This is a genomic window from Mesorhizobium sp. M0074 (genome assembly GCF_040322975.1).
Taxonomy (GTDB): domain Bacteria; phylum Pseudomonadota; class Alphaproteobacteria; order Rhizobiales; family Rhizobiaceae; genus Mesorhizobium.
Genome location: NZ_JAMYUM010000005.1, coordinates 125,999 through 150,284 on the forward strand (window position 1 = coordinate 125,999; position 24,286 = coordinate 150,284).

Sequence of the window (24,286 nt, forward strand, 5' to 3'; positions counted from 1 at the left end):
CAGTCGGCTGAGCGAGTTGCAGCGATACGCGTTCAGTTCATGCGAACTTCCGGTTCGGCAAGCAGTGGAATCTCCAAGCCACGCCGCAAGCCGGTCGCCACGACCGACACCCTGAATTTTCCGGCGAGTGCCTTGTCGAAGATGGCGCCGACGATGATGTCGGCATCGTTGTCGACCTCCTCGCGGATGCGGGTAGCGGCTTCGTCGACCTCGAACAGCGTCATGTCCATGCCGCCCGATATCGAGACAAGGACGCCCTTGGCGCCCATCATCGAAGCTTCGTCGAGCAGCGGGTTGGCGATTGCCGCTTCCGCTGCCTTCTTGGCGCGGCCTTCTCCGGCGGCTTCGCCGGTTCCCATCATGGCGCGGCCCATGTCGCGCATCACCGACTTCACATCGGCGAAGTCGAGATTGATCAGGCCTTCCTTGACGATCAGATCGGTGATGCAGCCGACACCCGCATAGAGGACCCGGTCGGCCATGGCGAAGGCGTCGGCGAACGTGGTTCTGGCGTCGGCGATCCTGAACAGGTTCTGGTTGGGAATGACGATGACGGTATCGGCGCTTTCGCGCAGGCGCTCGATGCCCTCATCGGCAGCGTACATGCGGCGCCTGCCTTCGAAGACGAATGGCTTGGTGACGACGGCAACGGTCAGTATTCCGGCTGCCCGCGCTGCCTGCGCTATAACAGGCGCGGCACCAGTGCCGGTTCCGCCTCCCATGCCGGCGGTCACGAAGCACATGTGCGTTCCAGCAAGGTGATCCATGATCTCGTCGATGGATTCCACGGCCGCGGCACGGCCGACCTCGGGCAGGGACCCGGCGCCGAGACCTTCGGTGATATGAGCGCCCAACTGGATCAGCCTCGTTGCCTTCGACATGGCAAGGGCCTGGGCATCGGTGTTGGCGACGATGAATTCCGCGCCCTGCAGGCCTTCGGCGATCATGTTGTTGACGGCGTTACCGCCGCCGCCGCCGACCCCGACGACGGTGATCTTGGGTCTCATCTCCGAGATTACCGGCCTCGTCGCGGTGTTCATTGCCGTTCTCCCTGGATACGCCGAGTGGTCGCTGGAAGCTTGTCCCGGGCGCACTGCGAAAACTCTGAACCGGGCAGTGCGAATCAGGACAGCCCAGAATGCAGGGAATCAGAGCGCGGAGCGGGCTGCAAGTGCGCGATGTGCCTCATAGGCGACTTGCGACTGAAAGTTCACGCGATGCGCCTTGATACAGTGCAGATCGCGGCGGGGCGCCGCACGCTACAACTTCGGCGCGAGGCACTGCGCGACATGGTCGGCAATCGTCAGGCAGGAGGTCAGGCCGGGGCTTTCGATGCCGAACAGGTTGACCAGGCTATCCACGCCGTGCACCGCCACGTCCTGGACGACGAAGTCGGCATTGGCCTCACCGGGACCGGACAGTTTTGGCCGGATGCCGCTGTAAGCGGGTTGCAGGCTGCCATCGGCCAGGTCCGGCCAGTATTTGCGGATCTCGCTGTAGAAGCGCTCGCCACGAGCCGGGTCGACGCGATAGTCGAGTTGATCGGTCCATTCGACGTCCGGCCCGAAGCGGGCGACGCCATCAAGGTCGAGTGTCAGATGAACACCGAGCCCGCCGGGTTCGGGCACCGGATAGACCAATCGCGAGAACGGCGCCCGGCCGGCCACCGAAAAATAATTGCCCTTGGCATAATGGAGCTTTGGCACGAATTGCTGATTGAGCCCTTCAAGCGAACCGGCAAGTGCTGCGGCGCCAAGCCCGGCGGCATTGACGAAACGCGGAGTGGCGATCTCGAAGCGCTCGCCGCCGGCAGCGTCCACCGTCTCGAGCACGACGCGGCCTGCTTCGATGCGGCCGGAGGCGATGCGCGTGTTGAGACTAAGTGCCGCCCCGTGCTCCTCGGCGTCGCCCAACAGGGCGAGCATCAGGGCATGGCTGTCGATGATGCCGGTGGCGGGCGACAGCAGCGCCGCCGTGCACTTAAGGCTGGGCTCCAGCGCATGCGCCTCGGCTTCGCGCAACGGCACCAGGTCGCCGGCGCCGCAAGCGCGTGCATTGGCCCGGATTGAGGCGAGCACCGGCTCCTGTTCGGCATTTGTGGCAACGATGAGCTTCCCGCAGCGCGCGTGCGGGATCGCCCGCTCCTCGCAATAGCGATAGAGTCTTTCCCGGCCGGCCACGCAGAACCGGGCTTTCAGCGATCCAACCGGATAGTGGAGGCCGGCATGGATGACCTCGGAATTGCGCGAACTTGTTCCGGTGCCGATAGCGCTCTCGGCTTCCAGGACCAGCGTATCGATGCCGCGCTGCGCCATCTCTCGCGCGATCGCCAGGCCAACAACGCCGGCGCCGGCGACAATGCAGTCGACATGGTCCACGGTCAGGTCAAGCCGAAGTTCTGCATGCGTCCATCCATCCGCTGGCCCTGTCGAAAGCGCTTGACACTATACCGTTCGAGAAAGATGCATCAAACGGCATAACGCACGGGGACCTGCTGAGCCGGACCGGCGGCAGGACTGTTCCGCGTGCAGCACAGGAGCCGTCATGGACGCAAGACCGAATTCACCCGAAGCCCGCGACATAAGCTTTCACATGCATGGCTATACGAATGCGCGCAAGCATCAGGAGTCGGGGCCGCTCGTCATCGAGAAGGGCGACGGCATCTATGTCGAGGACCTTGCCGGCAACCGCTATATCGAGGCGATGGCGGGGCTCTGGAGCGTCGCGGTCGGTTTTTCGGAGAAGCGGCTGGTCGATGCGGCAGTACGGCAAATGTCGAAGCTGCCTTACTATCACGATTTCGGCTCCAAATCGCATTCGCCGCTGATCGATCTCGCCGAGAGACTGGTGCAGATGGCGCCGGTGCCGATGAGCAAGGCGTATTTCACCAATTCCGGCTCCGAGGCCAACGATACGGCCATGAAGATGATCTGGTACCGGTCGAATGCGCTCGGCCAGCCGGCGCGCAAGAAGATCATCAGCCGCAAGAAGGGCTATCACGGCGTCACCATCGCCTCGGCAAGCCTGACCGGACTGCCCAACAACCACACTTCGTTCGATCTGCCGATCGCCAATGTGCTGCACACCTCGACGCCGCACCATTGGCGCGAGGCGCTGCCGGGTGAAAGCGAAGAGCTGTTTTCGACGCGGCTCGCCGACGAGCTGGAAAAGCTGATCCTCGCCGAAGGACCGGAAACCATCGCCGCCTTTTTCGGCGAACCGATCATGGGCGCCGGCGGCGTCATCGTTCCGCCGGCCGGCTACTGGGAGAAGATACAGGCGGTGCTATCGAGATACGACATCCTGCTCATCGCCGACGAGGTGATCTGCGGCTTTGGCCGAACAGGTGAGATGTTCGGCTCGCAGACCTTCGGCATCAGGCCCGACATCATGGTGTTGTCGAAACAGATCTCTTCGTCCTACCTGCCGATCTCAGCCCTGCTGATCAATGACAAGGTATTCGAGCCGATCGCCGACGAGAGCAACCGTATCGGCACCTTCGGCCACGGTTTCACCGGCGGCGGCCATCCTGTTGCGGCAGCGGTCGCGCTCGAGAACCTGAAGCTGATCGAGGAGCGCGACCTTGTCGGCAATGCGCGTGCGGTCGGCGCGCATTTGCAGAAGCGGCTGCGCACGCTCGCTTCGCACCCGCTTGTCGGCGAGGTGCGCGGCATCGGCCTGGTCGCGGCGGTCGAGCTGGTCGGCGACAAGGCAAACAAGACGCCGTGGGGGAAGACCGGTGAACTGGGCGGGCTCGTCAACGGCTTCATGCAGCAGAACGGCGTCATCTCGCGCAATATGGGCGACGCGCTGGCCTTCTGCCCGCCGCTGATCATCACCGAGCCGCAGGTCGACCAGGTGATCGACGCGTTTGAACGGTCGCTCGAGGCTGCCGTCAAGCAGGTCCGATCGCAGAGCTGAATAGGCAAAGTCGATTTTGAAACCTGAAAACAAAAACGCCTCGGCGACGGCTGGCAGAAGGTTACCCTCCACACCCGTTGCTGCCGTTTAGTCTCCGTGCTTTGTTTTCGCAGATGAGCCGCTGAATCCTTCCAGTTCCTCGCCGATTCCTGAAAGTGCGTTGACGATCGTCGCCTCGACGTCGCCACGCTGTTTCTGGGGAATCAAGCCAAGTCCTTTTTGTATCGCTTCACGCCAATGTTTCCCCCTGTCCCACGCTTCCGAAAACGCGATGGCGAGATCGTCCTGGCGACGGGTAGCTTCCAGTGCCTCGACCAGAAGTGCTGCCTGGTGGACATCCTTTTCCCGCTTGCCCACGCCGTTTGCGTTGTTCTGTCGGCGCGAGGCAACGATCAGCTTGTGAACCGCATATCGTCCGGGCGACGGTACCACGACAGGCACTCCCGATCGATGCAGCAGCACAGTTCTGATTGGTTCGTGGATCAGGAAATCGAGAAACCGAAGAGGCTGCGCGGATGCACCGCCCAAAGACGGCATCGAGGTTGCATGATCGGCGTAGTCATCGCTGCCCGTGTTCGGTGTAAGGAACTCGACCTTGTATCGGACTGCGTTCTCGAATTGCGTCGCGTGTCCGGGATCTGATCTGTAAGGGATTTCCCTGAAGGTTGGGTCGATCTCCCTCAAGATTTCGAGGATGGGCGGCAGGCTGTCCTCGACCGCGGCCGACACGGAATGGAATAGGGCGAAGTCTGCATCGCCCGTCTGCAACGCTGCACCGGGCAGCTTCACGCCCAGATAGCCCGCGTAGGACTGAAAGGCGACTGTGCCGACCAGGACGCCGCGCAAGCGGAAGATGCCAGCCTTCCCCAGCGCCTCGACGACATCCCCGGTGAACCTTTCGGGTTCTGTCAGCCCTGCCTCGCGCACGAGCGTGGATACCAGCTTCCTGCGGGCGCGGAGGTCGTCCTTGATCTGACGGAAGGATTCGACGCGTTTTGCAATCTCGGGATCGCTGTCAGGCCCGACATACCGTCGCGTCTTCGTCGGCTGCGTTTCCTCGAAATACCAGTATACCTTGCCCTTGACGGGCACCTTGACGAGATTGCCCGTCGTAGGGAAATCCGTTTCGAAGGCTGCGTCCAAGGATCGCTGGACGAGTTCCGCATACATCGTGCGGTAAACGAGGTCGACCGTCTTCATGTCAGGCGGCTCCGGTTATAAGAAAAATGCGGTTCTCTTATAGCGGCATGACCTCAAGGGACGCAAGCGGGAGTTATAAGAAAATCGCGAAAACCTTATAACGCCGCAGGAGAGGGTCAGGAATCCTTGTTGCCGGCGTGCAGCCAAATCAGAAGGGGTTTTGCTCATTCAGATAAACAAAGCCATCACGAAAACGCTGCTTGGATGTGGCGCTCGACCTCACCGCGTCCGCGAACGGCCCGAGCCTGTCATAGGCGTTTTTGGTCGACGCGCTATTTTGGCGATCGCATCCGGCACGACGACCAGCTTGCCAACGAAATCCTTGGCGATGAAATCCGCCTGGGCGCGATGGAAATCGGACAGCTTGTAGACGCCGCCGACCAGCGGCCGGATCTTCTTCTCCTCGATGTAGCGCACGATGCGGCGGAAATCCGCCCGTGTGCCCTGGCTCGAGCCATGCAGTTGCAGCTGTTTCAGATACATGGTGCGCAGATCCAGCTGCACGACCGGGCCGGCAATTGCACCAGCCGTGGTATAGCGGCCTTCCGGCCTCAAGATGCGCAGGAGGTCGTTGAAGATCGCGCCGCCGACCAGATCGGCCACCACGTCGATCGGCTGGCCCCCGGTCGCCGCGCTGACGGCGGCCGGCAGATCGGCAACGCCACGGGTGATCACCGCCTCGGCGCCGATGTCACGCACGGCCTGTTCCTTGCCCTTGCCGGCAACCGCATAGGGAATGGCGCCGCGCGCCCGCGCCAGCTGCACGATGCCCGAGCCGACGCCGCCCGAGGCGCCGGTGACCAGCACACGCTCGCCGGCCTTCAATGCGGCGCGTTCCAGCATCTGCTCGCCGGTGAGATAGGCGCAGCAGAAAGTGGCAAGCTCGACGTCGCTCAGATCGGTATCGACGACATGGGCATTCTCTGCAGGCACCGCCTGGTATTCGGCATAGCCGCCGTCTCGACCGTGGCCCATATAGTCGATGTCGGCGAGTGAATCGTCGTCGCGATTGTAGATGGAGAAATCGACCATCACCCGCTCGCCGATGCGGGCCGGCGACACGCCGTCGCCGACGGCAACGATGTTGCCGACCGTGTCGGTGCCCTGGATGCGCGGGAAGCTCAGCGTATTGCCCTGACGACGCCAGGTCGACACAGCGGCGGCATCCTCCTCCGTTCCATAGGCGCCCTGGCGCACCCAGACGTCGGTGTTGTTCATGCCGCAAGCGGTGACCTTGATCAGCACTTCGCCCCGGGCGGGCGAGGGCACTTTCACATCGGTGCGGTAGACGAGCTTTTCCGGTCCGCCGTGACCGATCAGCTGCACGGCGGCCATGGTGGCGGGGAGGGTCTTGGTCATGGCATTCATGTCGGTTCTTCAGATGTCGGCAAACACGCTTTTCACCGCATCGGCTGTTTTCGACACGACGATGTCGGCCTCTTCGCGGGTGAGGCAGAGCGGCGGCGCGAAACCGAGAATGTCGCCCTGCGGCATGGCCCGGCCGATGACGCCGCTTGCCGCAAGGGTGGTCGCGACCTGCGGCCCGATTTTTTGCGTGGCGTCGAAGAACACGCGATCGTTCTTGTCGGCGACGAACTCGATCGCCGCCAGCATGCCGTCGCCGCGCACCTCGCCGACGTTTTTGTGGCCGCCGACGGCTTTCGTCAGCTCGGCGCGGAGATAGGCGCCGGTCTCGCCGGCGTTCCGCACTAGGTCCATCTCGTCGATCAGTTCCAAGTTGGCGACGCCGGCGGCGACGCAGATCGGGTGCGCCGAATAGGTCCAGCCATGGCCGAGCGAGCCGAGCTTGTCGGAGCCTTGGACGAGCACCTGCCAGACCTTGTCTGAGACTATGACGCCGGAGAGCGGCGCATAGGCCGAGGTCAGGCCCTTGGCGATGGTGATCAGGTCAGGCTTGATGCCGTAATGGTCGGAGCCGAACATGGTGCCCAGCCGGCCAAAGCCGGTGACGACCTCGTCAGCAACCAGCAGCACGTCGTACTTCTTCAGTACCGCCTGGATCTTTACCCAGTAGCCGGCCGGCGGCGGCACGATGCCGCCGGTGCCGAGGATCGGCTCGCCGATGAAAGCAGCGACTGTTTCCGGCCCTTCGGCGAGGATCATCTCCTCGAGCTTGTCGGCACAGTATTGCGAAAACTGCTCCTCGCTCAGCGAGCGGTCGGCGCGGCGGAAATAGTAGGGCGCCTCGGTGTGCAGGACCGGCGCGCGGGGCAGGTCGAAGGCGTTGTGGAACAGGTCGAGGCCGGTCAGCGATCCGGTCATGATGCCGGAGCCGTGATAGCCGCGCCAGCGCGAGATGATTTTTTTCTTCTCCGGCCGGCCGAGCACGTTGTTGTAGTACCAGATCAGCTTGATGTTGGTTTCGTTGGCATCGGAACCGGAGAGGCCGAAATAGACCCTCGACATGCCCTGCGGCGCGCGGTCGATGATCATCTTGGAAAGCGTGATCGATGCCTCGGTGCCGTGGCCGACATAGGCGTGGTAATAGGCGAGGTTCTTGGCCTGCGCGGCGATGGCGTCGGCTATCTTCTGGCGGCCATAGCCGACATTGACGCAGTAGAGCCCGGCGAAGGCATCGATGCTCTTGCGACCGTTATTGTCCCAGATGGTGACGCCTTCGCCACCGGCGATCACACGCGTCGGGCTCTCGCCACGCGCATGCGTGCCCATATGGGTCGAGGGATGGAAGAAATGATCGCGATCCCAGGCGGCGAGTTCGTTGGACTGGTCGAGCATTTTTTACTCCTTGAAAGCAAAAGCCTGACGGGGCGTTACGCCACGTCGAGGCAGAGATATTTGAAGTCGGTAAAGGCTTCGAGCCCGTGACGCGAGCCCTCGCGGCCGATGCCGGACTGCTTGACGCCGCCGAACGGGACCGGCGCGCCGGTGATCTTGACGCGGTTGATGGCGACCATGCCATAGTCGAGCGCGCGGCCGATGCGCAATTGCCTACCGCCGTTTTCAGTCACGACATAGGCGACCAGGCCGTACTCTGTCGCATTGGCGCGGGCGACGACTTCGTCTTCGCTGTCGAAAGGCGTCACTGCCGCAACCGGACCGAAGGTCTCCTCGCGCATGATCAAAGCGTCGTCTCCAACGTCGGCCAGCAGGGTCGGCTGGTAGAACAGCGGCCCGGCAGGATGGCGCTTGCCGCCGGTCAGGCAACGCGCGCCTTTGGCGAGCGCATCGGCCACCTGCTCCTCGACCTTCTTGACCGCGCGTTCGTGCATCAAGGGTCCGATTTCGGTGTCGTCAGCGAGGCCATTGCCGGCCCGCAATGCCTCGACGCGTTTAGCGAAAGCAGCGCAGAACCGATCGTATATCGGACGCTGGACATAGATGCGGTTGGCGGCGAGGCAGTCCTGGCCGGAGGTGGCGAATTTAGCGTCGACGGCGATGGTCACAGCCTTGTCGAGATCGGCGTCGGCGAAGACGATCAGAGGCGCATGACCGCCAAGCTCCATCACCAGACGCTTCATCGTCGGCGCACTTTGCGCGGCGATCAACCTGCCGATCTCGGTCGAGCCGGTGAAGCTCATGGCGCGAACCCGCGGGTCTTCGCACATCCGCCCGACGATGATCGAAGCCCTGCCGGTGAGGGCGTTGAACACGCCAGCCGGCAGGCCGGCACGTTCGCCAAGCTCGGCCAACGCCAGTGCAGACAGCGGCGTTTCCGAGGAAGGATGCGCGACGATGGTGCAGCCGGCGGCGAGGGCGGCCGCCGCCTTGCGGGTCAGCATGGCCGCGGGAAAATTCCACGGGGTGACGACGCCGACGACACCAAGCGGTTCGCGTCGCACCACCATCTCGGCGTTTGGCAGATGGCTGGTGACGCTTTCGGCGTTGAGGCGTTTGGCCTCCTCGGCATACCATTCGACAAAAGAGGCGGCGTAGTCGATCTCGCCGCGCGATTCCTTCAGCGGCTTGCCTTGTTCTAGCGTCATCAGCAGGGCCAGGTCATTTTTGGCGGCGACGATCAGATCGAACCATTTTCGCAAGATTTTCGACCGTTCCTGCGGCAGCAATGCGCGCCAGGCAGGAAAGGCGCGCGATGCCGCATCGATCGCCAATGTGGTCTGCCGGGCATCGAGCGCGGCAACGAAAGCGACGGTGGATCCGGTGGCCGGATCGGTCACCTCGAAACTCTCCGCGGTCTCGCTCGCCGTCCAGTGGCCAGCGACATAGGCGAGTTCGCGCAGCAGCCGCCGGTCGGCAAGGCGATCAAGCGCTTCATGGCGGTGCGAGCGGGCAAAATGTGCGGACATCATCGGGCTCCCGGTTCGGGTGATGCCGCAAGACTATCTCTGCCGCGCAAACAGAGAGGCTGTTTGCGTGCCTGCACGTAGAGAGATTGTCTCTATTGCACCGAGCGGGCAGACGATCTCTCCGGCCGTACGTCAGACTGTAGCAAACCGTGGAGAGATTGGCTGCACCTCCTCAGCCTCGTCATCCCTGGGCGAAGCAGGAGCGAAGCTCCGTCGCGGAGACCCTGGGATCCATTCCGTGACCTTCGCAGAGGGAATGCAGCGGAGCAGAATTCTGCGCCGTGGCGGCGCCCTGATGTCACGGAATGGATCCTGGGGTCTGCGCCGCGTCACTTCGCTCCTTGCTTCGCCCCAGGATGACGAAGCAACAAATGTCTCGACCAATCTCCTAGACGTGTGGTCCGGCAGATCGACCTCACGACTGCGCCGGCAACAGGTCCGCCACCGGCAGCACACTCTCCTCCTTCACCGTCTTGGTGACGATATAGGTGAAATAGCGGTCGATGCCGATCTCGCGCTCGAGCAGAGTGTCGACCAGCCGCTGATAGGCGTCGATGTCGCGCGCCATCACCTTCAGCAGGTAATCGACGCCGCCGCCGACAGACCAGCAGGCGACGATCTCGGGGATGTCGCGGATGACGCGCTCGAAACGGTCGAAGTCGGCCTGGCGGTGGCTAGCCAGCGTCACCTCCATCAGCACGGTAGCGACCGGCGCGATGGCGCGCATGGCGATCCTGGCATGGTAGCCCGAGACGATGCCGGCCTTTTCCAGCTTGCGCAGCCGCATCCAGCACGGCGTCGGCGACAGGCCGACTTTCTCGGCCAGCGCCAGCTTGGTGATGCGCCCGTCGCGCTGGATGGCGTCGAGGATTTTCATATCGATCGGATCGAGTTTCGCTGCAGCCATGATCGCCCACTTCCAGTGCCGGACACCATGACGGCGCATTATTTCGATTGTCAATTGCACTGATTTCGATCTCTAATAAGTCATGACATTTTGGCGACCAGATCCCGCTCTTATCCGGCGGCCGGCCTATCAATCGCTCGCCGACCAGTTCGCGCGGGCCATCCATGACGGGCGCCTGGCCAACGGTGCGCGATTGCCGACGCACCGGCAGTTGGCTGACGATCTGCAACTTTCCGTGCAGACGGTCAGCCGCGCCTATGAGGAGCTGATCCGCCGCGGGCTGGTGTCCGGCGAGGTCGGCCGCGGCAGCTTCGTGCAGACACAGCGCCGCGAGCCGGAGCCCCCCTATCTGCCGGAGCGGCTGGGCGAGGTCATCGATCTCTCCATCCTGAAGCCGGTCTGCGAACCGATGCATCTGGAGCGGCTGAGGCAGGCGCTGGGCTGGCTCGCCGAAAACCTGCCGTCGAGCTCGGCACTGTCGTTCAGGCCGAACATGGTGTTCCCGCGCCACCGCGCGGTGGGTGTCGAGTGGCTACGCCTCTGTGGCCTCGACGCGTCGCCGCAGAACATCAGCCTGACCAACGGCGCCACCGCAGGGATGACAGTGGCGCTGATGAGCGTGGCGCCGCCCGGCTCGACCGTCGCCACCGAGGCGATCGGTCACCACACGCTGATCCCGCTGGCGCGTTATCTCGGCTTCAATCTCGAGGGTTTGCCGATCGACGACAATGGGCTGATCCCGGAAGCGCTGGACGAGGCCTGCCGGCTGTCGGACATCCGCGCCGTGTTCGTGCAGCCGTCGGTGATCAACCCTACGGCCACCCTGATGGATGCCGGCCGGCGCGAGCAGATCGCGGCGGTGGCGCGCAGGCACGACATCGCCATCATCGAGAACGACGTGCTCGGCCCGCTGGTCGAGGATCGGCCGCCGCCCGTCGCGGCGTTTGCCCCCGAGCGCACGCTGTATGTCACCTCCTTCACTAAAATCGTGGTGCCGGGCCTGCGCATCGGCTATCTCGCGGCGCCCGATCGTTATGTCGCCGCGGTTGCCAACCGCCACCTGGTCTCGAACTGGATGGCGACTCCGATGGTGGCCGAGATCGCCAGCAAATGGGTGACCGACGGCACCGCGATGGAACTCGTTCGATGGCAGCGTATGGCTTTGCGGCGGCGTCTGGACATCGCCGCCGAGGTGCTCGCCGGAGTGGACTATCGGGCTCATCGCGACGGGCTGCATATCTGGCTGCAACTGCCCGATGACCGCGGTGAGGAAAGCTTTGTTTCCCAGGCCCGCCTGCAGGGCGTGGCGATCGCGCCCGGCACGTCGTTTCGCATTTCGCAGATGCCTTGGCATCCAGCCGTACGGATTTCGCTGGGCTCGACCACGGAGGGGGAACTGCGTGCCGGTCTCGGCGTTGTCACCAAGCTTCTGCTCGGCGATCCCGAGCATCTCCTGCTTGCGATCTAGGCGACAAATGGCGCGAAATTGTGCGGAATCCGAAATATTGTCATGATATTATTTTCTTGATTGACATGATTTGCCGCGATCCGCATCGTTAAAGGCAAGCTTCTCCAGCACGGGAAATTCATTGTCGGCTCCCATCATCAAGATCGACGGCATTTCAAAAAGCTTCGGCACCTTCAGGGTGCTGGACGGCCTCTCGATGCAAGTCATGCCCGGCGAGAAGCTGGCACTGATCGGTCCATCGGGTTCGGGCAAGACGACGATCCTGCGCATCCTGATGACGCTAGAGCGTATCGACAGCGGCCACATCCAGGTCGACGGCGAACAGTTGTACCACATGGAGCGTAACGGCCGGCTGCTGACGGCCGATGAACGGCATTTGGCAAAGATGCGCCAGAAGATCGGCATGGTCTTCCAACTGTTCAATCTGTTTCCGCACAAATGCGTCATCGACAATGTGACGCTGGCACCGATGCTGACCAAAGGCGTGCCGCGGGCCGCCGCCGAAAAGCGGGCGATGGAACTGCTCGACATGGTCGGCATGGTCGACAAGGCCAAGGCGATGCCGGCGCAGCTTTCAGGCGGCCAGAAGCAGCGCGTCGCGATTGCGCGGGCGCTGGCGCTGTCGCCGAAAATCATGCTGTTCGACGAGGTCACCTCGGCGCTCGACCCTGAGCTCGTCGACGAGGTGCTCAACGTCATGCGCAAGCTCGCCGCCGAGACCGACATGACCATGCTGCTGGTCACCCACGAGATGGGTTTCGCCCATGACTTCGCCGACCTGGTGCTGTTCTTCGATCGCGGCAGAATAGTCGAGGAGGGCAAGCCCGACGAGATTTTCCGCCATCCCAAACAGGAGCGTACGCAAGGTTTCCTGAAGAAGATCATTGCGGCCGGACATCGGGTCTGACTGCCATGCGAGGCGGCGACGCCTCAAGCAAGCCAAGAAGACAGACAAACAAGGAGTTGGGAACAATGAAGAAATTTGCCATTTTGGCCGGCGTCGCCGGTATTGCGCTGACGGCGGTGCTGGCCGCCTCGACGGCCGGCTCGGCCGACGACAGCAAGCTCGAAGAGCTCAAGGCGCAAGGCTTTGCCCGCGTCGCCATCGCCAACGAGCCGCCCTATACGGCGGTCGCTGCCGACGGCAAGGTTTCGGGTGCGGCGCCTGACGTTGCCCGTGAAATCTTCAAGCGCCTTGGCGTCAACGATATCGTCGCCTCGATCTCGGAATATGGCGCCATGATTCCCGGCCTGCAGGCCGGCCGTTTCGACGTCGTCACTGCCGGCCTGTTCATGAAGCCGGAACGTTGTGCTGCGGTCGCCTATTCGGAACCGGTGCTGTGCGACGCCGAGGCGATGCTGGTGAAGAAGGGCAACCCGAAGGGTTTCAAGAGCTACGACGACGTCGCGAAGGACGCGAGCGCCACGATCGGCGCGCCGGGTGGCGGCACTGAAGAGAAGCTGGCGCTCACCGCAGGTGTGCCGCGCGAGCGCGTCATCGTCGTGCCGGACGGCCAGAGCGGCCTGAAGATGCTGCAGGACGGCCGCATCGATGCTTATTCGCTGCCCGTGCTGTCGATCAACGACCTGGTCAAGAAAGCCAATGATCCGAACCTCGAAGTCATCGCGCCGGTGGTCGGTGCGCCGGTCTATTGCGACGGCGCGGCCTTCAAGAAGGGCGACGAAGCGCTGCGCGACGCCTATGATGTCGAGCTGGCGAAACTGAAGAAGTCCGGCGAGTTCGCCAAGATCATCGAGCCTTACGGCTTCTCGGCGGCGGCGGCAATGTCGACGAGCCGCGACAAGCTCTGCTCGGCGAAGTAAAAAGTGCCGCTCACCCTAGCCTCTCCCCGTCAAAAACGGGGAGAGGGGGGCGTCAACGCTGGAGCTTCACCCTTCTCCCCGTCCCTATAACGGGGAGAAGGTGCCGGCAGGCGGATGAGGGGCGGCGCCGGCGTTCTGCAATGATCACCAAGCGAGGAAACGCTTAGCCCCAATGACCCAATGGTCCGGCTATTTCGGCCTGATATTGCAAGGAGCGCTTGTCACCATCGAGCTGACGCTGATGGGGTCGGTGCTGGCCTTGGTCATGGCCTTTCTTGCCGGGCTGGGGCGGCTGTCGCGGTTTTTCGTGCTACGCGCGCTGGCCACCGCCTATATCGAGTTCTTCCGCGGCACCTCGATTTTCGTGCAGCTGTTCTGGGCTTATTTCGTGCTGCCTTTTGCCGGCATTTCGTTGACGCCGCTGCAGGCCGGGGTGCTGGCGCTGGGCCTCAATGTCGGCGCCTATGCGGCGGAAGTGGTGCGTGGCGCCATCAAGTCTATCGGCCGCGAACAATATGAGGCCTGCACCGCCCTCAATCTCGGCCGCTGGCAAGCCATGCGCCATATCATCCTGCCGCAGGCGCTTCTGGTGATGCTGCCAACCTTCGGCAACAACGCCATTGAATTGCTCAAGGCCACCGCCGTCGTTTCGCTAATCTCGCTCGCCGACCTGACCTTCCAGGCGCAGGTGGTGCGCTCGCAGACCGGCAATACTCTGGTGCCGTTCAGCACCATCCTCGTCATCTATTTCGTGCTGGCGCTGCTCATCTCCTGGGGCGTGCGGTCGCTGGAACGCCGCATGGCTCGTGGCCTCGACGGGGTGCGCGTATGATGGATCGGGCCTGCTAATGGAATGGGATTGGGATTTTGTCCGGCAGATCCTGCCGACGCTGATCGAGGGGGTGAAGATCACCATCCTGGCGACGCTGCTCGGCTCGGTGCTGGCGGCCATCGTTGGGCTGGGCATCGCGTTGGCGCGCCGGTCGCCGAACAGGGCTCTGTCGCGCACCGTCGGTTTCCTTGCCGAGTTCATCCGTGGCACACCGCTGTTGGTGCAGCTCTATTTCATCTTCTACGTGCTGCCGGATTTCGGCATCCTGTTGCCGCCGCTGGTGGCGGGCGTCATCGGTCTTGGGCTGCATTACGGAACTTACACGGCCGAGGTCTACCGCGCCGGCATCGAGAATGTTCCGCGCGGCCAGTGGGAAGCGGCCAAGGCCTGCAATCTGAACGCCACGCAGACCTGGACGCACATCATCATTCCGCAGGCAATTCCGCCGATGATCCCGGCGCTTGCCAATTATTTCATCGCCATGTTCAAAGAGACGCCGCTGCTGTCGGCGATCACCGTGCTCGAACTAATGAACCAGGCCAAGAGCGTCGCCAATACCTATTATCGGTATATCGAACCGATCACCTTGGTCGGCGCCTTCTTCCTCGCCATCAGCCTGTTCTCGGTGGTGCTGCTGCGCTGGCTGGAACACCGTTATGGGCGAATCGAACGATGAGCGCTGCACCCGATATCCGCCTGCACTCGGCCCGGCCGGCGCTCGATGCGCGTCCGCTGGAAAAGCGGGTCGGCCTGATCATCCTTGCCACCGACCATACGAGCGAACCGGATTTTCACCGCATGGTGGCAAGCGACCGCATCGGCGTCTATGTCGCGCGCATCCCCTACGCCAACCCGACGACGCCGGACAATTTGCGCAAGATGCAGCCGTCACTGACGGCGGCCGCGGCCCTGATCCTGCCCGACGAGCCGCTCGATGCGATCTGCTATTCCTGCACCTCAGCTTCCGTCGTGATCGGCGATGCCGAAATCGAGGCGGCGGTGCAGGCCGCCAAGCCCGGCGTGCCGGTGGTCACGCCGCCGATGGCCGGGGTGCGCGGCCTGAAGGCGCTGGGCGCCAAGACGATCAGCATCCTCACTCCCTATACGGTCGAGACCAGCCGGCCGATGGCGGCCTATTTCAGCGAGCATGGTTTCGAAATCGTCAGCTTCACTTGCCTCGGCTTCGAGGATGATCGCGAGATGGCGCGGATTGCGCCGAAATCCTTGGTCGACCTTGCCGGTGATGCGATGGCCCCGCAGGCCGACGCGCTGTTCGTGTCCTGCACGGCGCTGCGGTCGGCGGCGGCGGTTGTGGGTATGGAAGAGGCAATCGGCCGCCCTGTTGTCACCAGCAACCAGGCGACGGCCTGGAATTGCCTGCGCCTTTGCGGCGACGACGAGCCGCGTCCTGAATTCGGCCGTCTGATGACGCTGCCGTTGAACTGATTGCAGAGCCATGACCACGTCTAGGATAAGCCTTTCCGACATCCGGGCCGCGCGCGAGCGCATCGCAGGCAAGGTCGAGCGTACGCCGACCGTCACCTCCCGGAGTCTTTCCCAGCACTTGGGCGCTCCTGTTTATCTCAAGCTCGAACATTGGCAGACCACCGGCGCCTTCAAGCTGCGCGGTGCCTCGAACGCTATCGCTTCGCTGACAGACGAGGAGAGGGCGCGTGGCGTCGTCGCTGCCTCGACCGGCAACCACGGCCGGGCGCTTGCCTATGCCGCTCGACTGCAAGGCATCCACGCGACGATCTGCATGTCGCGGCTGGTGCCGCAGAACAAGCTGGACGAGATCCGTCGGCTCGGCGCCGAGATCCGCATCGTCGGCAACAGCCAGGACGATGCGCAGCGGGAGGTCGAACGGCTGGTCGCGGAAGAGGGGCTGATCATGCTGCCGCCCTTCGACCATCCTGCCATTGTCGCCGGGCAAGGCACGCTCGGGCTGGAGATCATCGAACAGGTTCCGGACGCCGCCTTGGTGCTGGTGCCGCTTTCCGGCGGTGGGCTGGCGGCTGGCGTAGCTGCTGCCGTGAAGGGCGTCAGCCCGGCGACGAAGGTGATGGGCGTTTCAATGGCGCGCGGTGCGGCGATGAAGGCGAGCCTCGACGCCGGACATCCGGTTTTGGTCGAGGAACTGCCGACACTGGCCGATTCCCTCGGCGGCGGCATAGGCCTCGACAACCGGCTGACCTTTTCCATGTGCCGCGACCTGCTCGACGATGTGATCCTGCTCAGCGAGGGCGAGATCGCCACCGGCATCCGCCATGCCTATGAACAGGAGCGCGAGATCGTCGAAGGCGCCGGCGCGGTCGGCATCGCAGCCGTGCTTGCCGGCAAGGTCAGGGCGAGCGGCCCGACGGTGCTCGTGCTGTCCGGCCGCAACATCGATATGACACTGCACCGCAAGATCATCTGCGGCGAAGCAATTGCGGAGAGCGCAGCATGAGCCGGATGACGATCCTCACCGAAGCTGAATTGCGCGAGATCGTGAAGCTCGATCTTGATGCCATCGCCTGCGTCGAGAACGCGTTCCGGGCGCTCGCTACCTTGCCGGTGGCGATGCCGCCGATCCTGCGGCTGGACATTCCAGAGCATCGCGGCGAGGTCGACGTCAAGACCGCCTATGTACCGGGTATCGACGGTTTTGCGATCAAGATCAGCCCCGGCTTTTTCGATAATCCCAAGCTCGGCTTGCCCAGCGTCAACGGCATGATGGTGCTGCTGTCGGCGAAAACCGGATTGGTCGAAGCGCTGCTGCTCGACAATGGCTATCTCACCGACATCCGCACGGCCGCCGCCGGTGCGGTCGCCGCCAAACATCTGTCGCGGCCGGACTCCTCCGTTGCCGCGATCTTCGGCGCCGGTGTTCAGGCCGGACTGCAGCTCGAGGCGCTGATGCTGGTGCGGCCAATCACCGAGGCTCGCATCTGGGCAAGGGATGCCGCCAAGGCCGAGGCCGCGGCCGACGCATTGTCCGAAAGACTGGGCATCGCCGTTCACGCCGAGCCGGACGCGGCAAAGGCTGCGGCCGATGCCGACATCATCGTCACCACGACGCCGTCGACCGAGCCGCTGATCAAGGCCGGCTTCGTCTCCGCCGGCCAGCATATCACTGCCATGGGCTCGGATGCCGAGCACAAGAACGAGATCGCGCCGGCGATCCTGCGCATGGCCGATCTCTACGTCGCCGACAGCGCCAAACAGACGCGCCGGCTGGGCGAACTGCACCATGCTATCGCGGCGGGCGTGATGGCGTCCGATGCCGAAATCACCGAGCTTGGCCACATCATCGCCGGCGAAAGGCATGGCCGGCGCTCGGACAGCGACATCACCATTGCCGACCTGACCGGCACCGGCGTGCAGGACACGGCGATCGCCACGCTCGCCCGCGACCGTGCGCGTGCAGCCAAGACCGGTACGATTTTCGAAAGCTGATGCTGGCCGCAAGGCCCAACAAACGAGGACCAAGAACAATGCAGCCCAATTTGAAATTCTCGCGCGGCGAATATGCGGAGCGCCTCGCCAAGACGCGGAAGGTCATGGAGGCCAAGGGCGTCGATCTATTGATCGTCAGCGATCCGTCCAACATGGCCTGGCTGACCGGCTACGACGGCTGGTCGTTCTACGTGCACCAGGCTGTCATCGTGCCGCCGTCGGGCGAGCCGGTGTGGTACGGGCGCGGCCAGGACGCCAACGGCGCCAAGCGCACCGCCTATCTCGCGCACGACAACATCGTCGGCTATGCCGACCACTATGTGCAGTCGACCGAGCGCCATCCGATGGATTTTCTGTCCAGCGTGCTCTCCGATCGCGGCTGGGGCAAGCTCAGCATCGGCGTCGAGATGGACAATTACTGGTTCTCGGCCGCTGCCTTCGCAGCGCTGCAGAAGCACTTACCCAATGCCCGCTTCGTCGACGCCACGGCACTCGTCAACTGGCAGCGCGCGGTGAAGAGCCCGACCGAAATCGACTACATGCGCAAGGCCGCCCGCATCGTGGAAGCGATGCACCAGCGCATCGTCGACAAGATCGAGGTCGGCATGCGCAAATGCGACCTGGTCGCCGAGATCTACGATGCCGGCACGCGCGGCGTCGACGGCATCGGCGGCGACTATCCGGCGATCGTGCCGCTGCTGCCGTCGGGCGCCGACGCATCGGCGCCGCATCTGACCTGGGACGACCGGCCGATGAAATCGGGCGAGGGCACCTTCTTCGAGATCGCCGGCTGCTACAACCGCTATCACTGCCCGCTGTCGCGGACCGTGTTCCTTGGTAAACCGACGCAGGAATTCCTCGATGCCGAAAAGGCGACGCTGGAAGGCATGGAGGCGGGACTTGCCGCCGCCAAGCCCGGCAACACATGCGAGGACATCGCCAACGCCTTCTTCGCGGTGCTGAAGCGGTACGGCATCGTCAAGGACAACCGCACCGGGTACCCGATCGGGCTTTCCTATCCGCCTGACTGGGGCGAGCGCACGATGAGCCTGCGTCCAGGCGACCGCACCGAGTTGAAGCCCGGTATGACCTTCCATTTCATGACCGGCTTGTGGCTTGAGACGATGGGGCTGGAAATCACCGAATCCATCCTGATCACCGAGACGGGCGTCGAGTGCCTGGCGAATGTGCCGCGCAAACTGGTGGTGAAGAATTGAGCCCGATGTCCAGCCTTCGCCCGTCACCGATCACGCCGACCGTCGATTTCGAGCGCGACGGCGTGCAGCACGGTTTCCTGCGCCTGCCTTACAGCCGCGACGATTCCGCCTGGGGATCGGTGATGATCCCGATCTGCGTCATCCGCAACGGCAAGGGGCCGAGCGCATTGCTCACCGGCGGCAATCATGGCGACGAGTACGAGGGGCCGCTGGCGCTCTATGACCTCGCCCGTACGCTCGACCCGAAGCAAGTCAGCGGCACGATCATCATCGTGCCGGCGATGAACTATCCGGCGTTCCGCGCCGGCACGCGCACCTCGCCGATCGACAAGGGCAATCTCAACCGCAGCTTTCCCGGCCGGCCCGACGGCACGGTGACCGAGAAGATCGCTGATTATTTCCAGCGCGAGCTTCTGCCCCGTACAGACATCGCGCTCGACTTCCACTCCGGCGGCAAGACGCTCGACTTCGTGCCGTTCTGCGCCGCCCACATCCGGCCCGACAAGGTGCTGGAAGCGAAGGGTTTCGCTGCGGTTGAAGCCTTCTCCGCACCATGGTCGATGAAAATGCTGGAGATCGACGCGGTCGGCATGTTCGACACTGCCGCCGAAGAGATGGGCAAGCTGTTCATCACCACAGAGCTTGGCGGCGGCGGGACTTCGCGCGCGGAAACGGTGCGGATCGCACGTCGCGGCGTGCTCAATGTGCTGCGCCATGCCGGCATCGTCGCCGGCGCGGTCGAGATGCAGCCAACCCGCTGGCTCGACATGCCGTCCGGCGATTGCTTCTCGTTCGCCGAGGACGACGGGATGATCGAAACCATGATCGATCTCGGCGAGCCGGTGGCAGAGAACCAGGTGCTGGCACGTATCCATTCCATAGGCCGCACCGGCGGCGCTCCGCAGGAGATCCGGGCCAAAATGTCCGGTCTGTTGGCGGCGCGGCATTTTCCGGGGCTGGTCAAGGCCGGCGACTGCGCTGCCGTGGTCGCCGTGCTGGTCGATTGACGGTTAGGAAGCCGATGTCGGGAACGGCTCGGTCCTGCCTTTGGGGCGATCGCCGATCGCAAAGACGGCGCTCGCCTCGCTGACGATCGAGACATGATCCTTGGCGGCTGTTCCGGCCGCCGCACTGTCGCCGCGCATGATTGCGGTGACGATGGCGTCATGTTCTTGCCAGGACTGGGCCAGCCGCCCGGGCAGCATGAATTGCGCGCGCCGGAACGGCGCCAGGCGGCCGCGGGTCATGACGGTCAGTTCATAAATGTGCTTGCTGTGGGCGCCGCGATAGAGCCGGGTGTGGAATTCGGTGTTGAAAAGCTCATACTCTTCTTCGGCACCGAGCTGCACGAAGCGCGCCGAGGCCTGGTGTTCGGCCTCCAGCGTGCGGCGCTCGCCAGCGGTCATGCGCTCGGCCGAGAACCGCGCGCAGATCGCTTCAAGCTCGGCCATGCTTTCGAACATCGAGGCGAGGTGCTCCTGCGTCACCACGGCGACGGTGGCGCCGCGGTTCGGCCGCCTTTCGACCAGCCCCATGGCGCTGAGCCGGCTGAGCGCTTCCCTGATCGGCGTGCGTGAGACGTCGAAGCGGGCGGCGAGCGAGGCCTCGTCGAGCTTTTCGCCCGGGCGCAGGAAACCGGTGACGATCCGGTCGCTGATCGCCCTCACCATCTGATCGACGGTCGTGCCCGACCTGATCAAATTGCGCTTTCCCGACACGTCTCCTCCGTCCAGTCTTTTCGCTAGAGCCGTAAGCCACTCACCGGCTTCGATTCCTCCGCATCTCTGTATGCCTATGTTTTAGCCTTCATGTCAAATTGGCGATTTTGGAGGCAAAAAGTGTATGCAATTGCTCCGGCTTTGTGCAGTCCACATCGGCACACTCATTGATATTGCTGAATAAATCTCATTTCTGAAACTGGCATGCCGATTGCATACACTTCTTTCATTGAGATGTTAACCGGCCCCAAAGGCCCCACAGAGGGAGCATTCAATGTCCAAGAGATTCATGCTTAGCCGCCGCGACCTGCTCAAAACCTCCGCCGCCGGAGCGGCGCTCGGCCTTGCGTCCGCATCGTTTCCGATCAGCAGGGCCTTCGCCGCGACGGCCACCGTCGGCTTCATCTATGTCGGGCCAAAGGACGACTACGGCTACAACCAGGCGCATGCCGAAGGGGCCGCCACGCTGAAGGGGATCGAAGGAATTTCCGTCGTCGAGGAGGAGAACGTGCCGGAGACGGTCGACGTTCAGAAGACGATGGAATCGATGATCAATCTCGACGGTGCGTCGCTGATCTTCCCGACCTCGTTCGGCTATTTCGATCCGCACATGCTCGCCATGTGCGCGAAATTCCCCGACGTGCAGTTCCGCCATTGTGGTGGCATGTGGAACAAGGACAAGCATCCGATGAATGCCGGTTCCTATTTCGGCTATATCGGCATGGGCCAGTATCTGAACGGCGTCGTCGCCGGTCACACCAGCAAGACCAAGAAGCTCGGCTTCGTCGCGGCAAAGCCGATCCCGCAGGTGCTGCTCAACATCAATTCCTTCCTGCTCGGCGCGCGCTCGGTCGACCCGACCATCACCTGCCAGGTGATCTTCACCGGCGAGTGGTCGCTGGCGGTCAAGGAGGCCGAGGCCACCAATGCGCTGGTCGACCAGGGTGCCGACGTCATCACCTGCCATGTCGACAGCCCCAAGGTGGTGGTCGAGACGGCGGCCGGGCGTGGCGCCTTCGTCTGCGGCTATCATGCCAACCAGAGCCCGCTGGCGCCGGAAAAATACCTGACCGGCGCGGAATGGAACTGGGCCAAGGTCTACAAGATGTTCGTCGACGATCTGGTGGCGGGCACGCCGCTGCCCAATTTCACGCGCGGCGGCCTGGCCGACGGCTTCGTCAAGATGAGCCCGCTCGGCCCCGCCGTCGGCGACGCCGCCCGCAAGCAGTTCGACGACACGCTGGCCGAAATGATGAAAGGCGGCTTTTCCGTCATCAAGGGTCCGCTGAAGAGCAACAAGGGCGTCGTCGTCGCGACCGAAGGCCAGGCCTTCGCCGAGACCGCGCTCGAACTCGAAAGCATGGACTACCTGGTCGAGGGCGTCGTCGGTTCGACCGCCTGAACGGGATCGGAGACGGGCCATGGCAGACACGGTCAGCACTGCGGGCGCACCGGCGCTGTTTGGCGCCAGGAATTATCCGGCGGCGCTCGAATGGGCGGCGCGGCGGGCGGAAGCCTTCGTCATACCGCTCGCGGCGCTGCTCGTCGGCATGGCGCTGTTCAGCCTGTTCATCGCGCTGGTCGGCAAATCGCCGGTGCAACTCTACGAGACGATGTGGCGCGGCGGCTTCGGCTCGTGGTTCTCGATCCAGAACTCGCTGTCGCGGGCAGCACCGCTTTTACTGGCAGCGCTCTGCGTGGCGCTGCCGGCACGACTAGGCCTCGTCGTCATCGGCGGCGAAGGCGCGATCGTGCTGGGCGGCGTTGCCGCCGCCGCCATCGGCGTCGCGGCGAATGGCGCGCCGGCTTTTCTGGTCATCCTACTGATGGGCGTGGCGGGCGTGGTCGCCGGCGGCATCTGGATCGGTGCCGTCGGCGCACTCCGCCACTACCGCGCCGTCAACGAAACCATCTCCAGTCTGCTGATGGCCTATATCGCCATCGCGCTGATGAACCATCTGGTCGAAGGGCCTCTGCGCGATCCGGCTTCGCTCAACAAACCCTCGACCGAGCCGCTGGCGGATGCCTACCGCATCGGCAACATTCCAGGCATGGACGTGCACTGGGGCCTCGTCGTCGGCATCCTCGCCTGCGTCCTGTCCTGGCTGTTGATCGAAAAGACGCGCTGGGGGTTTGCCGCTCGCATCGCCGGCGGCAATGTCAGGGCGGCCCAGGTGCAAGGGCTTGCCGTCGGGCCGCTGATCGTCGGCTTCACCGGGCTCGCCGGCGGCTGTGCCGGGCTGGCCGGCATGCTGGAGGTCGGCGCCGTGCAAGGCAGCGCCAACGCCTCGCTCGCCGCCGGCTACGGCTATACCGGCATCCTCGTTGCCTTCCTCGCCCGCCACAATCCGCTCGCCATCATCCCGGTCGCTTTCCTGCTCGGCGGTATTGGCGCTTCCGGCGGGCTGATCCAGCGCCGCATGGACCTGCCCGACGCCACCGTGCTGGTGCTGCAAGGCATGCTCTTCGTCGTCATCCTGTTCGGCGAAACCTTTTACGGCCGCTTCAAGGTCTTCAATCCCGATCTGTGGAAGAGGGGCTCCTGATGGACGCGACCGAGATCGGCCTGTGGGGCGTGCCGCTCGCCATTCTCGGCGGCGCCATCCGCGTTTCGACGCCGTTCATCTTCGTCTCGCTCGGCGAAGCCATCACGGAGCGCTCCGGCCGCATCAATCTTGGCCTCGAAGGCACGCTGGTCTTCGGCGCAATGACCGCCTATGCGGTCGCAGTGATGACCGGCTCGCCATGGCTCGGTCTGCTGGCTGCCGCAGGTGCCGGTCTTTGCTTCGGCCTGTTCCATGGCTGGATCTGCAAATTCCGTGGGGTTAACGACATCGCCATCGGCATCGCGCTGATGCTGTTCGGCTCGGGTCTCGCTTTCTTCTTCGGCAAGCCGTTCATCCAGCCCTCGGCGCCAGACCTGCCGGCCATCGCCTTCGGTGGCTGGTCGGATATCCCGCAGGTGCAGGCGGCGCTCAACGTCAACGTGCTGTTCCTGATCGGGGCCGCACTTGCGCTGTTCCTGTGGTGGGCCTTTCGCAACACCCGCGCCGGCCTGATCGTGCGCGTCGTCGGCGACAGCTCCGATGCGGCGCGCGCCATGGGCCTCAATCCCAACACCGTGCGCCTGCTTGCGACAGGTGTCGGCGGTGCGCTCGCCGGCATCGGCGGCGCCTATCTGTCGCTTTATTACCCCGGCAGCTGGACCGAACGCATCTCGTCGGGGCAGGGCCTGATGGCGGTGGCGCTGGTTATCTTCGCGCGCTGGAATCCGCTCGGCTGCTTTGCCGCGGCACTATTGTTCGGCGGCGCCGGCGCGCTGGGCCCGGCGTTGCAGTCGGTCGGGGTGACGCAGGGCTACTATCTCTTCTACGCCGCACCTTACATCCTCACGCTCATCATCATGATCGCCACCTCGTCGCCGAACCGCTCGCTTGCCGGCGCGCCGGGCGAGTTGTCGATCACCAAATGACTG

At 63.7% G+C, this 24,286-nt stretch carries 22 protein-coding genes; 14 read left to right on the forward strand and 8 right to left on the reverse strand.

Annotation, left to right across the window (positions count from 1 at the left end; all coding sequences use genetic code 11):
• Positions 1-32: 32 nt before the first annotated feature.
• Positions 33-1,040 (reverse strand): cell division protein FtsZ, encoded by a 1,008-nt coding sequence (gene ftsZ, locus NKJ73_RS08905; protein ID WP_023677189.1) that lies wholly within the window; start codon positions 1,038-1,040, stop codon positions 33-35.
• Between the two features lie 219 nt (positions 1,041-1,259).
• Entirely contained in the window at positions 1,260-2,378 is a 1,119-nt protein-coding gene (locus NKJ73_RS08910) for an NAD(P)/FAD-dependent oxidoreductase (RefSeq protein WP_352569058.1), read from the reverse strand.
• Positions 2,379-2,544: 166 nt separating this feature from the next.
• Here NKJ73_RS08910 and NKJ73_RS08915 point away from each other — a divergent pair, with 166 nt between their 5' ends.
• The gene (locus NKJ73_RS08915) at positions 2,545-3,921 is read left to right on the forward strand and encodes an aspartate aminotransferase family protein (protein ID WP_352455373.1); all 1,377 of its coding nucleotides are present in this window, start codon (positions 2,545-2,547) and stop codon (positions 3,919-3,921) included.
• 87 nt (positions 3,922-4,008) lie between these two features.
• Here NKJ73_RS08915 and NKJ73_RS08920 read toward each other — a convergent pair whose 3' ends face one another.
• From NKJ73_RS08920 to NKJ73_RS08940, 5 genes are all read right to left on the reverse strand, one after another.
• Positions 4,009-5,121: a nucleotidyltransferase family protein gene (locus NKJ73_RS08920; RefSeq protein WP_352569059.1), complete on the reverse strand. Its 1,113-nt coding sequence runs from the start codon at positions 5,119-5,121 to the stop codon at positions 4,009-4,011.
• A 219-nt stretch (positions 5,122-5,340) separates the two neighbouring features.
• Positions 5,341-6,489 carry an alcohol dehydrogenase family protein gene (locus NKJ73_RS08925; protein WP_352569060.1) on the reverse strand — a complete coding sequence of 383 codons (1,149 nt, stop codon included), beginning with the start codon at positions 6,487-6,489 and terminating at the stop codon, positions 5,341-5,343.
• A gap of 9 nt (positions 6,490-6,498) precedes the next feature.
• Complete coding sequence (locus NKJ73_RS08930; protein WP_352569061.1) at positions 6,499-7,878, reverse strand: aspartate aminotransferase family protein; 1,380 nt, start codon at positions 7,876-7,878, stop codon at positions 6,499-6,501.
• 35 nt (positions 7,879-7,913) lie between these two features.
• The gene (locus NKJ73_RS08935) at positions 7,914-9,407 is read right to left on the reverse strand and encodes an NAD-dependent succinate-semialdehyde dehydrogenase (RefSeq protein WP_352569062.1); all 1,494 of its coding nucleotides are present in this window, start codon (positions 9,405-9,407) and stop codon (positions 7,914-7,916) included.
• 415 nt (positions 9,408-9,822) lie between these two features.
• Positions 9,823-10,314, reverse strand: coding sequence for an Lrp/AsnC family transcriptional regulator (locus NKJ73_RS08940; protein ID WP_352569063.1), 492 nt, complete (start codon positions 10,312-10,314; stop codon positions 9,823-9,825).
• Between the two features lie 82 nt (positions 10,315-10,396).
• On the opposite strand from NKJ73_RS08940, the gene ehuR reads away from it, so the two are divergent.
• The 10 genes from ehuR (at position 10,397) to doeB (ending at position 20,100) form a co-directional block, all read left to right on the forward strand.
• Positions 10,397-11,782: a MocR-like ectoine utilization transcription factor EhuR gene (ehuR, locus tag NKJ73_RS08945; protein WP_352569064.1), complete on the forward strand. Its 1,386-nt coding sequence runs from the start codon at positions 10,397-10,399 to the stop codon at positions 11,780-11,782.
• Positions 11,783-11,903: 121 nt separating this feature from the next.
• Positions 11,904-12,689, forward strand: a complete 786-nt coding sequence (gene ehuA, locus NKJ73_RS08950) for an ectoine/hydroxyectoine ABC transporter ATP-binding protein EhuA (RefSeq protein WP_352569065.1) — start codon at positions 11,904-11,906, stop codon at positions 12,687-12,689.
• A gap of 65 nt (positions 12,690-12,754) precedes the next feature.
• On the forward strand, positions 12,755-13,606 hold the full coding sequence (gene ehuB / locus NKJ73_RS08955) for an ectoine/hydroxyectoine ABC transporter substrate-binding protein EhuB (RefSeq protein WP_352569066.1): 852 nt from the start codon (positions 12,755-12,757) through the stop codon (positions 13,604-13,606).
• Between the two features lie 172 nt (positions 13,607-13,778).
• Entirely contained in the window at positions 13,779-14,438 is a 660-nt protein-coding gene (gene ehuC / locus NKJ73_RS08960) for an ectoine/hydroxyectoine ABC transporter permease subunit EhuC (protein ID WP_254819481.1), read from the forward strand.
• 16 nt (positions 14,439-14,454) lie between these two features.
• Positions 14,455-15,114 (forward strand): ectoine/hydroxyectoine ABC transporter permease subunit EhuD, encoded by a 660-nt coding sequence (ehuD, locus tag NKJ73_RS08965; RefSeq protein WP_352569067.1) that lies wholly within the window; start codon positions 14,455-14,457, stop codon positions 15,112-15,114.
• The gene (gene eutA / locus NKJ73_RS08970) at positions 15,111-15,884 is read left to right on the forward strand and encodes an ectoine utilization protein EutA (RefSeq protein WP_352569068.1); all 774 of its coding nucleotides are present in this window, start codon (positions 15,111-15,113) and stop codon (positions 15,882-15,884) included. The genes ehuD and eutA overlap by 4 nt, the downstream gene beginning before the upstream one ends.
• 10 nt (positions 15,885-15,894) lie before the next feature.
• Positions 15,895-16,887 carry a hydroxyectoine utilization dehydratase EutB gene (gene eutB / locus NKJ73_RS08975; RefSeq protein ID WP_352569069.1) on the forward strand — a complete coding sequence of 331 codons (993 nt, stop codon included), beginning with the start codon at positions 15,895-15,897 and terminating at the stop codon, positions 16,885-16,887.
• Entirely contained in the window at positions 16,884-17,876 is a 993-nt protein-coding gene (locus tag NKJ73_RS08980) for a cyclodeaminase (protein WP_023677205.1), read from the forward strand. Before eutB ends, NKJ73_RS08980 begins: the two co-directional genes overlap by 4 nt.
• 38 nt (positions 17,877-17,914) lie before the next feature.
• Entirely contained in the window at positions 17,915-19,093 is a 1,179-nt protein-coding gene (gene doeA / locus NKJ73_RS08985; RefSeq protein WP_352569070.1) for an ectoine hydrolase DoeA, read from the forward strand.
• A gap of 5 nt (positions 19,094-19,098) precedes the next feature.
• Positions 19,099-20,100 (forward strand): N(2)-acetyl-L-2,4-diaminobutanoate deacetylase DoeB, encoded by a 1,002-nt coding sequence (gene doeB, locus NKJ73_RS08990; protein ID WP_023677207.1) that lies wholly within the window; start codon positions 19,099-19,101, stop codon positions 20,098-20,100.
• Between the two features lie 3 nt (positions 20,101-20,103).
• On the opposite strand, the gene NKJ73_RS08995 is transcribed toward doeB, so the two are convergent.
• The gene (locus tag NKJ73_RS08995; RefSeq protein ID WP_023677208.1) at positions 20,104-20,763 is read right to left on the reverse strand and encodes a GntR family transcriptional regulator; all 660 of its coding nucleotides are present in this window, start codon (positions 20,761-20,763) and stop codon (positions 20,104-20,106) included.
• Between the two features lie 322 nt (positions 20,764-21,085).
• On the opposite strand from NKJ73_RS08995, the gene NKJ73_RS09000 reads away from it, so the two are divergent.
• Genes NKJ73_RS09000 through NKJ73_RS09010 form a run of 3 tightly spaced genes read left to right on the forward strand, consistent with a single transcriptional unit; the run spans position 21,086 to position 24,283 of the window.
• Positions 21,086-22,213: a BMP family ABC transporter substrate-binding protein gene (locus NKJ73_RS09000; protein ID WP_352569071.1), complete on the forward strand. Its 1,128-nt coding sequence runs from the start codon at positions 21,086-21,088 to the stop codon at positions 22,211-22,213.
• A 19-nt stretch (positions 22,214-22,232) separates the two neighbouring features.
• Positions 22,233-23,357 carry an ABC transporter permease gene (locus NKJ73_RS09005; protein WP_352569073.1) on the forward strand — a complete coding sequence of 375 codons (1,125 nt, stop codon included), beginning with the start codon at positions 22,233-22,235 and terminating at the stop codon, positions 23,355-23,357.
• Entirely contained in the window at positions 23,357-24,283 is a 927-nt protein-coding gene (locus tag NKJ73_RS09010) for an ABC transporter permease (protein ID WP_352569074.1), read from the forward strand. The genes NKJ73_RS09005 and NKJ73_RS09010 overlap by 1 nt, the downstream gene beginning before the upstream one ends.
• Positions 24,284-24,286 lie beyond the last annotated feature (3 nt).

Coding starts and splice junctions, on each gene's coding strand:
- NKJ73_RS08915 (WP_352455373.1), top strand. CDS start 2,545: ATGGACGCAAGACCGAATTCACCCGAAGCCCGCGACATAAGCTTTCAC.
- NKJ73_RS08940 (WP_352569063.1), bottom strand. CDS start 10,314: ATGGCTGCAGCGAAACTCGATCCGATCGATATGAAAATCCTCGACGCC.
- NKJ73_RS09000 (WP_352569071.1), top strand. CDS start 21,086: ATGTCCAAGAGATTCATGCTTAGCCGCCGCGACCTGCTCAAAACCTCC.
- NKJ73_RS08980 (WP_023677205.1), top strand. CDS start 16,884: ATGAGCCGGATGACGATCCTCACCGAAGCTGAATTGCGCGAGATCGTG.
- ehuC (WP_254819481.1), top strand. CDS start 13,779: ATGACCCAATGGTCCGGCTATTTCGGCCTGATATTGCAAGGAGCGCTT.
- NKJ73_RS08935 (WP_352569062.1), bottom strand. CDS start 9,407: ATGTCCGCACATTTTGCCCGCTCGCACCGCCATGAAGCGCTTGATCGC.
- doeB (WP_023677207.1), top strand. CDS start 19,099: ATGTCCAGCCTTCGCCCGTCACCGATCACGCCGACCGTCGATTTCGAG.
- NKJ73_RS08920 (WP_352569059.1), bottom strand. CDS start 5,121: ATGAAGACGGTCGACCTCGTTTACCGCACGATGTATGCGGAACTCGTC.
- ehuR (WP_352569064.1), top strand. CDS start 10,397: ATGACATTTTGGCGACCAGATCCCGCTCTTATCCGGCGGCCGGCCTAT.
- eutA (WP_352569068.1), top strand. CDS start 15,111: ATGAGCGCTGCACCCGATATCCGCCTGCACTCGGCCCGGCCGGCGCTC.
- ehuB (WP_352569066.1), top strand. CDS start 12,755: ATGAAGAAATTTGCCATTTTGGCCGGCGTCGCCGGTATTGCGCTGACG.
- ehuD (WP_352569067.1), top strand. CDS start 14,455: ATGGAATGGGATTGGGATTTTGTCCGGCAGATCCTGCCGACGCTGATC.
- NKJ73_RS08925 (WP_352569060.1), bottom strand. CDS start 6,489: ATGAATGCCATGACCAAGACCCTCCCCGCCACCATGGCCGCCGTGCAG.
- NKJ73_RS09010 (WP_352569074.1), top strand. CDS start 23,357: ATGGACGCGACCGAGATCGGCCTGTGGGGCGTGCCGCTCGCCATTCTC.
- NKJ73_RS08930 (WP_352569061.1), bottom strand. CDS start 7,878: ATGCTCGACCAGTCCAACGAACTCGCCGCCTGGGATCGCGATCATTTC.
- doeA (WP_352569070.1), top strand. CDS start 17,915: ATGCAGCCCAATTTGAAATTCTCGCGCGGCGAATATGCGGAGCGCCTC.
- eutB (WP_352569069.1), top strand. CDS start 15,895: ATGACCACGTCTAGGATAAGCCTTTCCGACATCCGGGCCGCGCGCGAG.
- NKJ73_RS08995 (WP_023677208.1), bottom strand. CDS start 20,763: ATGGTGAGGGCGATCAGCGACCGGATCGTCACCGGTTTCCTGCGCCCG.
- ftsZ (WP_023677189.1), bottom strand. CDS start 1,040: ATGAACACCGCGACGAGGCCGGTAATCTCGGAGATGAGACCCAAGATC.
- NKJ73_RS09005 (WP_352569073.1), top strand. CDS start 22,233: ATGGCAGACACGGTCAGCACTGCGGGCGCACCGGCGCTGTTTGGCGCC.